Below are 14,518 nucleotides of genomic sequence, written 5' to 3'. Positions count from 1 at the left end.
GCCGGATCAGGCGCCGGCGTCACCCACGACGCCTTCGACGAACCAATCCATGCCCAGCATCGGCCCGTCTTCCATGGTCTCGCCTGCTGCGACGCGCTCGGTGCCGTCCTGATCGCTGATCGGGCCGGTGAAGACATCCCAGGCGCCGGTGCGGATCAGCTCGGCGGTTTCGTCGATGCGGTCGGCTATGTCGCCGGGCACATCCGCGGACAGCTCAGCGAGCTGAACGATGCCGTCATCCATGCCGCCCCAGTACGCGTCCGGTGTATAGGTGCCCGCTGCCACGGCCTCGATGGTCGCGGCGTAGCGCGGGCCCCAGTGCCAGACCGGGGCCGTGATGAATGCCTCCGGCGCGAAGTCGCGCATGTCGGAGTTGTAGGCCACCCAGCGGGCCCCTGCGCCCTGTGCGGCGACGCCTGCGGCTGTCGAGTCCTGGTGCATGGCAATCACATCGGCGCCGGCCTCGAGCAGCGCTGACGCGGTGTCGCCTTCGACTGCGGGGTCGAACCAGGTGAAGGTCCAATTGACGTGGACCTCAGCGTTGGGATTGATCTCGCGCACGCCCAAGGTGAAGGCATTGATTCCCCGTATCACTTCAGGAATGGGAAATGCGGCGACGTAGCCGATCTGGCCGCTCTCGGTCATGGCACCCGCAGCCATGCCCGACAGGTAACGCGGCTGGTACATGCGGCCGAAGAAGTTGCCGAAGTTGGTGTCGTTCATCTTGTAGCCCGAGGCGTGCTCGAACACGACATCGGGATACTCGGCGGCCAGTTCCAGCATCGGATCCATATAGCCGAACGACGTGCCGAAGATGATGTCCGCCCCGTTCTCGATGAAGTCGATGGCGACTTCCTTGAAGGCTTCTGGGGTCTCGGGTACGTTCTCCACGAACAGCGTGTTCGCTCCGGTCTGCGACTCGGCAAAGAGTCGGCCCTGGTCGTGGGCCCAGTTCCAGCCGGCATCGCCGACCGGACCGACGAGCACGAATGCGGCCGTGATGTCCGCGGCGGATACCTCGTCCATCGCGTCCATCGCGTCGTCTTCGACCGCTGGTTCGGGTTCCGCTGCCTCTGTCGTGGGCGCAGGAGCGGCGGATGTGGCCGCTGCGTCTGCCTCGTCGTCGCTGCTGCAGGCGCCGGCCAGCAGAGCCACGCCGAATAGCGCCGCAGCGAGTCTTGTCACGGTTCTTGAGCGCATGTTCTCCCTCTCCGCTCACGCCGCGAGACCTACTCGGGGCGGACGGACCGAGCCTAATCTCGCAGGCCTGAGCGTGATGCCAGCGCGCCCCTCGGTGCTCGCCAGCCTCCAAGCAATCTGCTCAGGCGCTCATGCGAGCCTCAGGACAGCTCAGAACGGGTTGAGTTCCAGGCCGAGAAGGTGGCGACCGAGTTGGTGGGTCACGCGGTCTTGATGCACGTTGATGTGCACCGGCATCGCCCGGAAGTCGCGGTAGCGACGGTCGAAGGCGCCGCCTTCTCGCAGCGCAGTGCCGCCTTGGGTGCGATGCAGCAGCGACATGGCCTTGTCGAGCTGCTCGACTGCCATCGTTGTCACCGCCATCTGCCGGAGGTAGTCGGCTTCGTCGGGCACGATCCCGGCGGCGATGCGACGGTCCACCTCGTTGCACGCGGCCTCGGTAGCGGCGGCCGCGGCGGCCACCAGCGATGCTGCCCGGCCGAAGTTGACCTGCACCGTGGGCCGGTCGACCATCTTGCCGCCGATGATCACGCGCCGGCCGCCGGCGGCGTCAGCCGCTTCGGCGAGCGCCCGGCGCACGAGACCCACTGCCATGAACGAGAGCCATAGATCCGAGATGCCTACCCAGTCCTCGCGGTAGCGATGATCCACCACCGGCACGGTGCGCAGCGACTCAGCACGGTTGGCGCCGAACCAGTCCACGCAGTCGCTGAGGTTGACGGGAACGTCGGTGTAGTGGACGTCGTCGGTGGCTGACGCTCGCAGCCCGGCGCCATCCCACGACGGGTCGATCTTCAATCCCTCGGTCGAGGTCGGCACGATGGTGAAGCGGATGTCCATCGGCCGCACCGGCCTGCCGTCGTCGCCGCTGATGGCGAAGGCAACGCCGCAGTAGTCGGCGTAGCGGGCGCCGGTGCCCCACCTGCCAGTGCCGTTCAGGATCGCTCGGTCGCCTTCCACCCGGCCATAGACCGAGCTTCGAGCACCGCCGGGAAATGACACCCAGTGGCCGTTGGCAACGATGTCGGAAAGGAATTCCTGCTGCTCGGGGCCCATCGACCCGACAAAGAGGTGGAAGACGCACAGGTGGTTCCACAGGCACCACGCCAGGCTGGGGCAGCGAGCAGCGACGGCTTCGAGCTCGCGGCCCATGTGGAGCATCGTCTCCTCGACGCCGCCGATGTTGCGAGTGGCGGACATGCGCATGAAGTCGGTGCCACGGATGGCCTCGATGACCTCGGATGAGACCGACCGGGTCCGATCCGCCGACTCGGCCTGTGCCTCGATCGCGTCGAGGAATGGTGCGATCCGCAGGCCGTCGGTGGGTGCGGGGGCGAAGTGCTCGACCAACTCAGCGCCGGATGGGCCGGCGTCATGAGATACAGAGCTGGATGGGCCGGCGTCATCAGATAAAGCACCGGACAGCCCGGCATCGTCGAGGTCGGCCCCGCCCGCCTTGGGGCTCAGCTCGTCGGTCTCAGGTGCTCCCGCCATCGGGCCACAGTAGGCCGCGGCGTGCTCAGTCGCCCAGGGACTTAGCCGCAGTGGCCGTTCGACGAGGGAGGCACGTCCAGCATGGGGTTGCGGTCGAAGAAGCCGTCGGGCACGAGTCCGAAGCTGACGTACTCAGTGGGCATCACCGGGAAGTCCTCGGGGCGAGCATCGTGGGTGATTCCGAACGTGTGCCACACCGTGATGTCGGTGCCGACCACTGGCCGGTCACCCGCCGTATAACGCTCCAGCCCGTCGCCGGCGTTGCGTTGCGTCGGGAACCGTCCGGCGCCGTAGCGCTCGTCGGGTCGTGTGGGCGACACCCACAGGTTGTGACGGGCAAACGTGGCGCGCTCGGAATGCGGGCTGTCGTGGGCGGCGAACATCGTCGCGGTAGGCGGCGGCAGCAACCGGAACGCTGTCGGCCGCCCCAGCCGGTTGATGTGGTCCGCACTCTCGATCCGCCAGTACCGGCTCGACGCGGAGTTGGCGTCGCGGCGCGCAGCCAATTCGCTCTCGAGCACCGTCTCGCGTGCAGCGAACGCTGTGCCATGCGGGTTGTTGGAGCCCGGCGGCAGCGCTTCGGTGTTCACCTCGACCACGGAGTTGGCGTTGCCGTCGATGGCCATGTCCAGACGAACGCAGAAGATGTGCTGGTGGATCGGCGCCGACACATGCGGTGCGACTTGGCGGGCGAACGTCAAGTCGTCACCGTCACGGTGAGACCGTGTGGTGAGGATGCCGGTGAGCTTCACTTCGTAGCGGATCGTGCCGTCGAGGTAGAAGTACCAGAAGAATCCGTATTCGTAGTTCCCGACGGTGTGGATGGCGCTCACCACCAGCCGGCGCGAGCGGCGCACCTCGGTGGTGTCGGCGTTCCAGTCGAAGTGCTTCCAGCCGATGCCGAAATCCTCCTCGTGGATGCAGATGGCGTTCGGCGTGGTGACCACCGAGCCGTCGTCGAACACTTGGGTCGAGTCGAGGTAGACGATCTCGCCCAGGCAGTCGCAGCCGAGTTGCAGCGAGTTGTTCATCAGGCCCAGGCCGAACTCGCCCGAGTCGAGTGCGTGCTTGAACGTCTGGGACGGCCGGGTGTCGCCGTAGGGCACCACCATCTCGGCCAGGGACGCCCGGTCAATGATCGGCCGCACGCGCCCGGCGTCGTCATAGGCGATCCGGTGCAGCACCAGGCCTTCGGTGTCGTCCATGACGAGCCGCATCGACCACTTCTGCCAGCGCAGCTCGTTGTCGTCGAGCGTGAAGCTGGTGCCTTCGGGCTGGGTGATCTCGATGGGCGCCAGGTCGGTCCGCATCGGGCCGAAGTCTTCGGTGACGGAATTGACGTCGTAGTTGCCTCGCTCCGACGCCAGTGGCCACTGTTCGAAGTCTTCGATGTGCAGCACTTCGAGCGTGTCGACATCGATGTGCACCATGAGCCCGTCGAGCGGGTAGGCGTAGCCGTTATCGGTGGGGTTCGGGCGCCAGAACGCGATGCAGCGCTGCACCCGCCGGCCGGCCTCGAATTCGAAGCCGTAATCGCCGGTCGGCCAGGGGTCGATCTGCACCTGCGACGGATCGGCGATGCCCCGCTTGGCAATGGCCTCAGCGAACCCCGGGTCCTTGCGGCAGGCGTCCATCACCGCGAACAGCTCGACTTGGCCGACACGTGGCACGACATCGGGGTGATGGGTCCACGAATCGACCTCGCCCCGGGTCGCCGACACCACCGCTGTGTGCACCTCGCCGCTCTCGCGTACGACGATCTCGAAGCGGCGGTCCGTGCCGACGGCAGGCGTCCATGCGGCAACCTCGGCCTTGGGCGGCTCCCAGAGGCAGAATCCGTGGAAGCGGGCATCGTCGCCGATGCGCCCGCTGCGGCGCAGCACTTCGATTACAGCGTGGGCCTCTGCCTCGGTCATCATCGACAGCGGATGACGCGACGGCATGTCAGCCCCGCCGCTGGGCCGTTCGAGCAGGGTCTCGGTCATGGGTTCACGCTAGGGGGTGACTGCGAACGTCCGGGTCGTTCAGGGTGCTCGTCGCTCAGCCGCTGGGAGTGGCATTTCTGAGCGTGGCATGAGGCCGGTGCACTAGCTGTGCACGCTCGCCGCCGGAAGCGGCATTTCTGCCCACAGCATGAGGCCACAACTAATCCTGTGCAGACTTGCCGCTGGGAACAGCATTTCTGCGCACACAATGGGGCCGGAAGCTGACGCACCGACGACGGGAGTCCGAACGCCGTGTCTGATGGGGAGCTGTATCGGCGTGTCGAGCGACACCTTGAGGTGATCTACCCGGCGCGGGCCGGCGCGCCGCTCGTTGAGGAGGTGCTCGCGGCTATCGGACTCGGGCCCGACGATGAGATGCCCCCCGCAGCGTCGCATTGGGATCAACACGACGTTGCGGTGATCACCTACGCCGACTCAATCACCGAGGCAGGGAAAGTGCCGCTGCGAACCCTGCATGAGCTGCTCGACGATCTGACCGGCGACGTCATGACCGTTGTGCACGTCCTGCCCTTCTATCCGGCGAGCTCAGACGGCGGGTTTGCCGTCACCGACCATCGAGCAGTCGATCCGCGGCTCGGCGGCTGGGACGACGTCGCCGACCTCGCCGAGACCTACACAGTGATGGCCGACCTCGTGGTGAACCATGTCAGCGCCGACCATCCGTGGATGGAACAGTTCTGCCGCGGGGAGATGCCCGGCAGCCGCTTCCTGCTCAGCGCAGAGCCCTCCGACGACTTGTCGAGCGTGGCGAGGCCGCGCACGACCCCGCTGCTGCGGGAGGTCGAGACATCCGATGGCCCGCGGCTGCTGTGGTGCACCTTCAGCCACGACCAGATCGACCTGAACTTCGGCGAGCCCGATGTCTTGGTGGACCTGCTGCGCACGGTCAGGTGCCTTGTCGATGCCGGTGTGCGCTGGTTCCGCCTCGACGCGATCGCCTATCTCTGGAAGGAACTCGGTACCTCGTGCCTGAACCTGCCCCAGACCCACGAGGTCGTCAAGCTGCTGCGGACGTTGCTCGACGCACGTTGCCCTGACTCGGTCATCATCACCGAGACCAACGTGCCTCACGACCAGAACGTGGCCTACTGGGGCGATGGTGACGAAGCCCACCTCGTCTACAACTTCAGCCTGCCGCCGCTGGTCGCGCACACGATGATCTCGGGCTCTGCGGTCGCGATGCAGCGGTGGCTTGCGCAATTGGAGGCCCCGCCGCCGGGCACGTCGTACTTCAACTTCATCGCCAGTCATGACGGCATCGGACTCCGTCCCGTGGAAGGGCTGCTGAACAGTGCCGAGCTCTTCCGGCTCATCGCGGCAGCACACAGCGCGGGCGGCACGCATTCGGAATTCGACACGCCTGAAGGGCCCAAGGCGTATGAGCTGAATGTCTCGCTGTGGGATCTGTTCGCTGGCGACTCCGACGCACTCGGCATTGCCCAGTTCCTCGCCGCGCACACGATCATGCTGAGCCTCGCCGGCATCCCTGCCTTGTATGTCCATGCGCTCTTGGGCACGCCCAGCTACTGGGCGCCGATCAGCGAGCCCCCGCGCATCGTCACCGAGCACGGGCTGCCGCCCGTCGAGCAGAACAGGCGCACGATCAACCGACGCAAGCTGACGCTCGACGAGGCAGTCGATCTGCTCGGTGCCCAGGACGGCGTCCGCCGCAGGGTGCTCGTGGAACTGGTGCGCCGGATGCTGGTACGGCGCGGCCAGCCGGCGTTTCATCCCGACAGCGCCCAGACGTCGCTGGACTTGGGGTCGCGGGCCTTCGGCGTCATTCGCGGCGGACTCGACTGGGACCAGACGATCGTGTCGATCACCAACGTCACGCACGGCCGGCTCACCATAGACATCGAGGTGTTGTCGCAGCTGTGCTCGCCGGACAGCGCCGGGATTCGTTTCGCCGCCGAAGGCTGCATGGACCTGCTGGACGATCGGGTCCACGGCCCCGGTGCGCACCCATCGCTGACGGCGGGTCAGACGATGTGGCTGTGCCTGGAGTCTGAGCGCCGCGAACCAGCGCTGGCCTCGAGGCGCCCGAGGCGCAGTCCGCAGAGATAAGCGAACAGCCAGATCATCAGCGTCTCTGGTTGCTCTGGCGAACGGCGGCCGCAGCGCTTGCCGCTCTCGTAGGCAATGCCGGCGGCGGCGATGCCGCCAACGGCAACTGCTGCCTGCTGCCATCCCCACAGTGGCCAAGTGAGCCAATCGACAATCCGAACCCACACGAACGCGAACGCACCCAGTGCCAAGATCTCGCCAATGCGCTGCTTCCACGAGGTGCGCGCCGCCACCGTTCCTAACGGTAGGACGGTTCCGTCACGGTGAATCACTGCGTCGCGCTAGGCGTTGTCGAGTTCGACCGCGTCGTGGAGCTGGTCGAGCACGTCGGGCACCGCGCTCTGCACCCTGGACCAGTTCGGGATGAACGGCGTGCCCATGGGATCGTTCAGGAACTCGTCGCCGGCTTCCATGATCGCCGAGGCGAACAGCTCGACGGCGGTCTCCTCGGCGTGGAGGTCGAAGTCGAAGCCGTTGAACGTGGCGTCGTTGCGGTAGTGACTGACGAGGTCGAGGGCGTTGCGGTAGTAGACGGCTTTCACGGTGCGGAAGGTCTCCGTGCCCAGGACCGTGCCGTCGATCGCAAGCTTGCGGTAGATGGCCTTGGCGATGTCGCGGGCCATCTTGTGCAGGCCGCCGTCGGGATCGTCGACCGAGAGGTCCTGGTGCTTATGGTCGTACCGCCCGCACAGGTCCACCTGGCAAATCCGCCGCCCCTGGTAAATCCGGTATACCTCCGACAACACGCCAATCTCGAGCCCCCAGTCGCTGGGGATGCGGATGCTGCGTGTCATGTCGAGTTTCATCGCGAACTCGCCGGCCAGCGGGTAGCGGAATGCGCCGAGGTAGCGCAGGTACTCGTCCTCGCCGATCGTGGCCCGCAGCGCCCGCAGCAGCGGCGTCACCAGCAGGCGCACGACCCGTCCGTTCAGCCGCCCCGACGGTCCCTCGCCGGCGCGGTAGTAGTAGCCCTTCGAGAACGAGTAGCCGAAGGTGGGTTGCAGGATCGGGTAGAGCAGCCTGGCCAGCAGGCCCCGGTCGTAGGTGACGATGTCGGCGTCGTGCAAGGCCACGTTCTCGCAGCGCCCCGAGGCCAGGAAGTAGCCGAGGCAATACCAGACGTTGCGGCCCTTGCCCGGCTCGGTGGGGGCCAGCACCCGGTCGGCGAGCGCCTCATCGATCTTGCGCAGCCGCGGGCCGTCGTTCCACAACAGGCGGGTGCGCTGGGGCAGGCGGGAAAAGAACTGCCTGGCGTTTGCGAATTGGGATTGGTCGGCCCGGTCGATGCCCACGATGATCTCGTCGATGTAGGCGATCTTCGCGATCTCGTCGACGATGTTGCCGAGCGCGGGGCCCTGCAGCTCGCTGTACAGCGCCGGGATGATCAGCGCGATCGGCCGGCGGCGTGAGTAGTCGTACAGCTCGCCTTCGAGGCTGTCGACGGATCGGTCGGCAAGGCGATGAAGCGTCGCGATCGATTCGTGCTGCTGGAAATCGCCCACGTCAACCCGCTCCACTCGCCTTCCACTTGTGAAGCTACTGCGATCGGGTTGACCGGCTCTTTTGGGGGCGCGCGGTAGGGTGCGCCATGGCCCAGTCACCGCCCCCCGCAAAGGGCCGATTTCCCTCGTTGGACAGCAAGTTCACAGCCGACGGGCTGACCTTCGACGATGTGCTGTTGGTGCCTGACGCGTCCGACGTGCTGCCCGACGCGGTCGACACCTCAACGCGGTTCACCAAGGGCATCACGCTCGCCGTTCCCTTGGTGAGCGCAGCCATGGACACCGTCACCGAGGCGCGGCTCGCCATCGCGATGGCCCGCCACGGCGGCATCGGCGTGATCCATCGCAACCTGTCGGTCGCCGATCAGGCCGCCGAGGTCGACAAGGTGAAGCGCTCCGAGTCGGGGATGATCAATGAGCCCTTCACGTTGCGCCCCGACAACCTGGTCTCCGAAGCTGAGGACCTGATGGCTCGCTTCAAGATCAGCGGCGTGCCGATCACCGATCCGGCAGGTCGGCTCGTCGGGATCCTCACCAACCGCGACCTGCGCTTTGAGACCGACTGGACCCGACCGATCCACGAGGTGATGACCGCGGAGGGACTGGTGACAGCTCAGGCGCCGATCACCCTCGACGAGGCGCAAGTCATCCTCGCTCGGCACCGCATCGAGAAGCTGCCGATCGTGGACGACGACTTTCGGCTGGTGGGCCTCATCACCGTGAAGGACATCCAGAAGCGCATTCAATTCCCGAATGCATCCAAGGACGCCCAAGGTCGGCTGCTGGTCGCTGCTGCGGTCGGCACTGGGCCCGACACCATTGAGCGTGCGGCAGCGCTGGTCGAGCGTGACGTCGACGCCATCGTCGTCGACACCGCACACGGTCACAGCCGCGACGTCATCGAGACCGTCGCGAAGATCAAGGCCAATCATTCCGCGGACGTGGTTGCAGGCAACGTGGCCACCGCGGATGCGGCTCGTGCCCTCATCGAGTCCGGTGCCGATGCGATCAAGGTCGGGATCGGCCCCGGCTCGATCTGCACGACCCGCGTGGTGGCCGGCGTTGGGGTGCCGCAGATCTCGGCGGTTTTCGACTGCGCGGCCGAGGCTGCCGCGGCTGGCGTGCCGGTGATCGCAGACGGCGGCATGCAGTTCTCCGGCGATCTGGCCAAGGCCATCGCCGCGGGGGCGCACAGTGCCATGGTGGGAAGCCTGCTGGCGGGCACCGACGAGTCGCCCGGCGAGGTGGTGCTGTATCAAGGCGAGCGCTTCAAGGAGTACCGCGGCATGGGCTCGGTGGGCGCCATGAAGGGTCGCAGCTACTCCAAGGACCGCTACTTCCAAGACGGGCGCGACGTCGAAGAGCTGGTACCTGAAGGGATCGAAGGCCGGGTCGCCTACAAGGGCCCGCTCGCCGGGGTGCTGCACCAGTTGGTGGGCGGTCTGCGTCAGGCGATGGGCTACTGCGGCGCATCGAGCATCGACGGCATGCGGTTGCGCACCAGATTCGTGCGAGTCACCGCGGCCGCCCTGCGCGAGAGCCACCCTCACGACATCATGATCACCAAGGAGGCGCCCAACTATCGGGCGCCGACCTGATCGATTGCCTGGCTCAACTGCTCCAGGCGTTCCCATTCGTCGATGAGGCTGCTGTCTGTGTCGCGCACGAGCTCACCCAGCCAGCGGGTCAGCTCCACGATGTCGTCGGTACGGCGGTGCTCGGGCACGTTGCGAGCGAGCGCTTTGTAGGCGTCGCTGAGGTAGCGCAGCAGCACGCCTTCGGAGCCCTTGATGCCGTAGTGGTTGACGTACTCGCGAAACGTCATCGCCCGCTCATGCATGTCGCGAGCCACCGATTTCGGGCGGATGTTCTCGTTGCGCAGCCAAGGGTGATGGGTCGACCAAGCATTGAAGCTGTCATACAGCCAGTCGCGCAACGGCTTGGGCCATTCGACTTCCTCGAGGCGCTCCATGCGCTCGTCGTATTCCACGCCCTCGGCCTTCAGCTCGGCCAGCAGGTCGGTGCGTGCTATGTCCCGCTGGCGCTCGAGCACCACCGTGGGATTCTCCAGCGTGGCCTCGAGCACGCTGAGCACGTCGAGTGGGTGGGAGGGCTCGTCGGGGTCGAGGAATTCGATGGCGTCGAGCGCGAACGGAGACAGCGGCCGGGTCAGGTCGAACTCGAGTTGCAGGTCGACGTTCACGCGAACCAGGCGATCGAGCTCATCGGGCTCGTCGAGACGTTCCACCACCTGCGTCTCGGCCAGCGAGCGGTAGATGGCGATGGCTCGTCTGATGTGGGTGCGGTTGGCCGCACGGGTCTCGTGATTGTCTGTCAGCAATCGGCGCAGCGCTGCGCAGCCGTCGCCCGGCCGGTCGAGCACGTTCATCAGCATCGAGTGCGAGACGTCGAACTGGGAGCGAAGCGGTTCCGGCTGGCCGGTTGCGAGCCGCTCGAACGTGTCGCCGGTCCAGGGTGCGTAGCCGCGCTTGGGCGGCGACGGGCGACGCACTTTGCGCAGCTTGGCTGGGTCATCGCCGAACTTCTCGCGAGCTTTCTCCAACGCCATCGCATATTCGACTTCGTGCTCGGGGGCCTGGCACCACACAAAGCCGTCGCTGTCGAAGCCTCGGCGTCCAGCCCGGCCGGCGATCTGCTGGAAGTCGCGTACCGACAGCACCCGGGTGTCGCGGCCGTCGTACTTGCAGAGCTGAGTGAACACCACGGTGCGGATGGGAACGTTCACACCGACGCCGAGCGTGTCGGTGCCGCAGATCAGCTTGAGCAGGCCCGCCCCTGCCAGCCGTTCGACGAGCAGCCGGTACTTGGGCAGCATCCCGGCGTGGTGCACGCCGATGCCGGCCTTGACGAACCGTTGGATGTCACGGCCAAACGGCGAGTCGAACCGGAATTCGACGATCTCGGCCGCTACTTGCGCCTTCTCCTCTTTGGAGAGGACGTTCAGGCTGGTGAACGCCTGCGCACGCTCGGTTGCGGCCTTCTGGGTGAAGTGGACGATGTAGGCGGGAACCCGCCGCAGCTCCAAGAGTTCTTCGAGCGACTGGTGCAGCGTGGTCTCTCGGTAGGTGAAGGTGAGCGGCACGGGTCGTTCGGCGCCCGTCACCGTGGCGACCTCGCGGCCGGTGCGGCGGCGCAGATCCTCGGCAAATCGCTGGGTGGGCCCGAGGGTGGCGCTCATCAGGATCATCTGGGCGCGGGTCAGCTCCAGCAGCGGCACCTGCCAGGCCCAGCCCCGATCCCGGTCGGCATAGAAGTGAAACTCGTCCATGACGACGCTGTCGACCGGGGCGTCGGCACCGTTGCGCAGCGCCAGGTTCGCCAGGATCTCTTGTGTGCAGCAGACGACCGGAGCGTCGGGGTTGACGGCACCGTCGCCGGTTACCATCCCGACGTTGGACGCACCCAACTCGGCGCAAAGAGCAAAGAACTTCTCCGACACGAGTGCTTTGACCGGCGCCGTGTAGTAGCTGCGCCGGCCCCGCGCCACCGCTTCGAAGTGCGCAGCGAGGCCGACCAGCGACTTGCCCGAGCCCGTCGGCGTAGTGATGATGACGTGGTTGCCGCCAAAGATCTCGAGGATCGCATCTTCCTGGGCGGGATACAGCTCCAAGCCGATCTCGGCGGTGTAGGCCAGGAACCCGTCGAGCAGCGAGTCGGCGTCCGGCTCGCGGGGCCGAAACGGCGCTAACCGTCCTGCCGCCGCCTCGCTCGCCATCGCTACCGGAGGCTAGGTCCGGAGTTGACGAGTCGGCGGAATGCAGCGGCGGAGGTGATGCGCCGTCTCAGGCGTTGCGGCCTGGCCAGGCTTGGGGGTTGAGCATGTTGGGCGGCTGGCTTCCCCCCAGCGCTGCCATCACCTCGTCCACAGCGTGGGTGAAGATGCGGGTGCGACCGGCGACTGTGGCGGAAGCGACGTGTGGGGTGACCACCACGTCGGGGCGGCCCATCAGCGGGTGATCGGGCGGCAGCGGCTCGGGCTCGCTGACATCGAGCGCGGCGCCGCGCACATGTCCTGAATTCAGAGCGGCCACCAACGCGTCCTGATCGACGAGGCCGCCGCGGGAGGTGTTCACGAAATACACGCCCTCGCGCATCGCCGCCAGCAGCTCCGCGTCGACCAGATGACGGGTCGCTTCGCTCAGCGGTGCGTGCACCGACACCACATGGGCCTCGGCGATGGCCTCGGCGGGCGTGGCTGCCCGCCGGGCGCCCAGCTCGACAAAGCGCTCGTCAGCGGCGTAGGGGTCGTAGGCCACGAGATTCATGCCGACGGCGGACATCACTCGTGCCACGTAGCCCCCGATGCGCCCGAGACCGAGCAATGCGAGCGTCGAGCCGTCCAGTTCGAGGTGTCCGTGGCGGGCCCAGTAGTTGCCTTCGCCGGCTTCGTGACGGTCGACGGATTCGCGCACGCCCTTGGTCGCCGCGAAGATCAGCGCCACGGCGTGCTCGGCGGTGGAGATCGTCGGGCCGTCGGGGGTGTTGCACGCTGCGATGCCGAACGCGGTGGCGTCGTCGAGGTCCAGGTTGTCGTAGCCGATGCCAGCGCGAGCGATCACGCGCAGGTTCGGTGCGCGTTCATAGACGGTGCGGTCATAGCGGATCGCAGCGCCGACGATCGCGCCATCTGCTTGGTCGATGCCTTCCAGCGGGTCGTCGCCGCGCACGTCGAGAATCTCTGCTCGGCCGTCGAGCAATTCTCGTTGCAGCCTGCCGGCGGGCCGGTCAAACCACACGAACGGCAGTTCTGCCGGTTGATCTTCCATGGCGTCAGTATTGCGCCGCTGGCGGAAGGTCATCGGGTCTGAACGCCCCGGCATCGACTCCGGCCGGCTCGCTACCGTGGACCTGATTGATTCAGGTGCCCCCGATGGTGCCGGTCGGTGAGCGAGGCGACTTCCATGCACGTTGACGAGGCGGTCATTCACGACACCGAGCGCTATGCCGCTGTGGGCTACCCGTGGGCCGAGTGGGATCTGCTGCGCGACGAGGCGCCGGTGTACTGGTACGTGCGCGACAACATCGTGCCGTTCTGGGCGATCACCCGTTATGAGGACGTGAAGTGGGTGTCGGGCCAGAACAAGACCTTCATCAACGGCGGAGGCCGCCTGCGGCTGGCCGACGCCGACCGAGATGCTCGCTTCTGGACGAAGTACCGCCAGCGCGCCATCGAGATCGGCTGGGACCCCGACGAGCCGCCGGATTTCATCTTCAAGGACCGTCCCGACCATTGGGACCTGCGCCGGCTGGTAGTGCCGGAGTTCACCCCGAAGGCGATGCGCGCACGGTCCGAGTCACTGGAGCTGCATGCCCAGCGTTTCGCGGACGAGTTCATTGCGAAGGTCACCGAGACCGGGACCGCCGACGTGGTGGAGGACCTGGCGGTGAAGCTGCCGCTGGCAGCTATCTGCGAGATGGTCGGCGTGTCGGCCGACGACTGGGAGCAGGTGCACGCTTGGACTTCGGTGCTGTTCGACGATCCCGATCTGGAGCGGTTCTGCCGGCCCGGAGAGCCTCGCGACGAGATGCGTGCGCGCATGATCCGCGAGTTCGACACGTGGATCGGCGAGCTGATCGCCCAGCGTCGACGCGACGGGACCGAGGGCCGGGATCTGGTGAGCATCCTGCTTCGGTCCGAGATCGAATCGGGGCCGCTGACGCCCCAGCAGCTCGTCGGCTACCTGCGGCTGATGATCGCCGCCGGCAACGAAACCACCCGTAATGCGGCCAGCGGCGGGGTCATAGCGCTGCTCGAGCACCGGGACCAGCTCGACCTGCTGAACGCACGCATCGACGACCCCGATGCCGTTGAGACCGCGGTCGAAGAGATCCTGCGCTGGACATCTCCGGTCATCCAGTTCGCTCGCACCTGCACCAAAGACACCGAGCTTCGGGGCCACACGATCAAGGCGGGGGAGCACGTCGGCGTGTGGTACCCGTCGGCCAATCGGGACGAGCGCCAGTTCCCCGAGCCCTACCGCTTCGACATCCAGCGCACTCCCAACGACCATGTCGCCTTCGGCCACGGCGCTCACTTCTGCCTCGGCGTGCATTTGGCCCGCTGGGAGCTGCGGGCGTTCTTCCGGGTCGTGGCGCCACTGTTGGACGGCCTGCAACTTGATGGCATCCAGTCTCGTATCGGCCACCTGCACGTCGGCCCCATCAAGCACCAAATGGTGGCCCCGCTGAGCTGACCGGGCCCGACGTCGTTCAACCGTCGTTGCCCCA

10 protein-coding genes are annotated in these 14,518 nt (G+C 66.6%); 3 read left to right on the top strand and 7 right to left on the bottom strand.

Features of this window, described 5'->3' with window-relative positions:
* Positions 1–6: 6 nt before the first annotated feature.
* The 3 genes from ACOOF5_RS03235 to ACOOF5_RS03225 form a co-directional block, all read right to left on the bottom strand.
* Complete coding sequence (locus ACOOF5_RS03235) at positions 7–1,185, bottom strand: BMP family ABC transporter substrate-binding protein (protein WP_420436571.1); 1,179 nt, start codon at positions 1,183–1,185, stop codon at positions 7–9.
* Between the two features lie 165 nt (positions 1,186–1,350).
* Positions 1,351–2,694, bottom strand: a complete 1,344-nt coding sequence (locus tag ACOOF5_RS03230; protein ID WP_420436569.1) for a hypothetical protein — start codon at positions 2,692–2,694, stop codon at positions 1,351–1,353.
* Between the two features lie 41 nt (positions 2,695–2,735).
* Positions 2,736–4,679 carry a primary-amine oxidase gene (locus tag ACOOF5_RS03225; RefSeq protein WP_420436567.1) on the bottom strand — a complete coding sequence of 648 codons (1,944 nt, stop codon included), beginning with the start codon at positions 4,677–4,679 and terminating at the stop codon, positions 2,736–2,738.
* Positions 4,680–4,931: 252 nt separating this feature from the next.
* Between ACOOF5_RS03225 and ACOOF5_RS03220 the strand changes: the two genes are divergently transcribed.
* Positions 4,932–6,767 carry an alpha-amylase family glycosyl hydrolase gene (locus ACOOF5_RS03220; RefSeq protein ID WP_420436565.1) on the top strand — a complete coding sequence of 612 codons (1,836 nt, stop codon included), beginning with the start codon at positions 4,932–4,934 and terminating at the stop codon, positions 6,765–6,767.
* Here ACOOF5_RS03220 and ACOOF5_RS03215 read toward each other — a convergent pair.
* Entirely contained in the window at positions 6,683–7,000 is a 318-nt protein-coding gene (locus ACOOF5_RS03215) for a hypothetical protein (protein WP_420436563.1), read from the bottom strand. The two genes, ACOOF5_RS03220 and ACOOF5_RS03215, sit on opposite strands and share 85 nt — an antisense overlap.
* 48 nt (positions 7,001–7,048) lie before the next feature.
* Positions 7,049–8,269: a glycosyl transferase gene (locus ACOOF5_RS03210; protein WP_420440867.1), complete on the bottom strand. Its 1,221-nt coding sequence runs from the start codon at positions 8,267–8,269 to the stop codon at positions 7,049–7,051.
* 86 nt (positions 8,270–8,355) lie between these two features.
* Here ACOOF5_RS03210 and guaB point away from each other — a divergent pair, with 86 nt between their 5' ends.
* Positions 8,356–9,867, top strand: coding sequence for an IMP dehydrogenase (guaB, locus tag ACOOF5_RS03205; protein ID WP_420436561.1), 1,512 nt, complete (start codon positions 8,356–8,358; stop codon positions 9,865–9,867).
* Here guaB and ACOOF5_RS03200 read toward each other — a convergent pair.
* Together ACOOF5_RS03200 and ACOOF5_RS03195 are read right to left on the bottom strand one after the other, a co-directional pair.
* On the bottom strand, positions 9,849–12,005 hold the full coding sequence (locus tag ACOOF5_RS03200) for a DEAD/DEAH box helicase (protein WP_420436559.1): 2,157 nt from the start codon (positions 12,003–12,005) through the stop codon (positions 9,849–9,851). The two genes, guaB and ACOOF5_RS03200, sit on opposite strands and share 19 nt — an antisense overlap.
* A gap of 67 nt (positions 12,006–12,072) precedes the next feature.
* On the bottom strand, positions 12,073–13,056 hold the full coding sequence (locus tag ACOOF5_RS03195; protein WP_420436557.1) for an NAD(P)-dependent oxidoreductase: 984 nt from the start codon (positions 13,054–13,056) through the stop codon (positions 12,073–12,075).
* 117 nt (positions 13,057–13,173) lie between these two features.
* Here ACOOF5_RS03195 and ACOOF5_RS03190 point away from each other — a divergent pair, with 117 nt between their 5' ends.
* The gene (locus ACOOF5_RS03190) at positions 13,174–14,484 is read left to right on the top strand and encodes a cytochrome P450 (RefSeq protein WP_420436555.1); all 1,311 of its coding nucleotides are present in this window, start codon (positions 13,174–13,176) and stop codon (positions 14,482–14,484) included.
* Positions 14,485–14,518: the final 34 nt, after the last annotated feature.

The organism is Candidatus Poriferisodalis sp., from assembly GCF_965214215.1.
Classification (GTDB): Bacteria; Actinomycetota; Acidimicrobiia; order Acidimicrobiales; family Poriferisodalaceae; genus Poriferisodalis.
This window is presented reverse-complemented; position numbering and strand designations above follow the sequence as displayed.

Excerpts from the sequence above, each read along its gene's own strand:
- ACOOF5_RS03230 (WP_420436569.1), bottom strand. The coding sequence starts at position 2,694 with ATGGCGGGAGCACCTGAGACCGACGAGCTGAGCCCCAAGGCGGGCGGG.
- ACOOF5_RS03225 (WP_420436567.1), bottom strand. The coding sequence starts at position 4,679 with ATGACCGAGACCCTGCTCGAACGGCCCAGCGGCGGGGCTGACATGCCG.
- guaB (WP_420436561.1), top strand. The coding sequence starts at position 8,356 with ATGGCCCAGTCACCGCCCCCCGCAAAGGGCCGATTTCCCTCGTTGGAC.
- ACOOF5_RS03200 (WP_420436559.1), bottom strand. The coding sequence starts at position 12,005 with ATGGCGAGCGAGGCGGCGGCAGGACGGTTAGCGCCGTTTCGGCCCCGC.
- ACOOF5_RS03195 (WP_420436557.1), bottom strand. The coding sequence starts at position 13,056 with ATGGAAGATCAACCGGCAGAACTGCCGTTCGTGTGGTTTGACCGGCCC.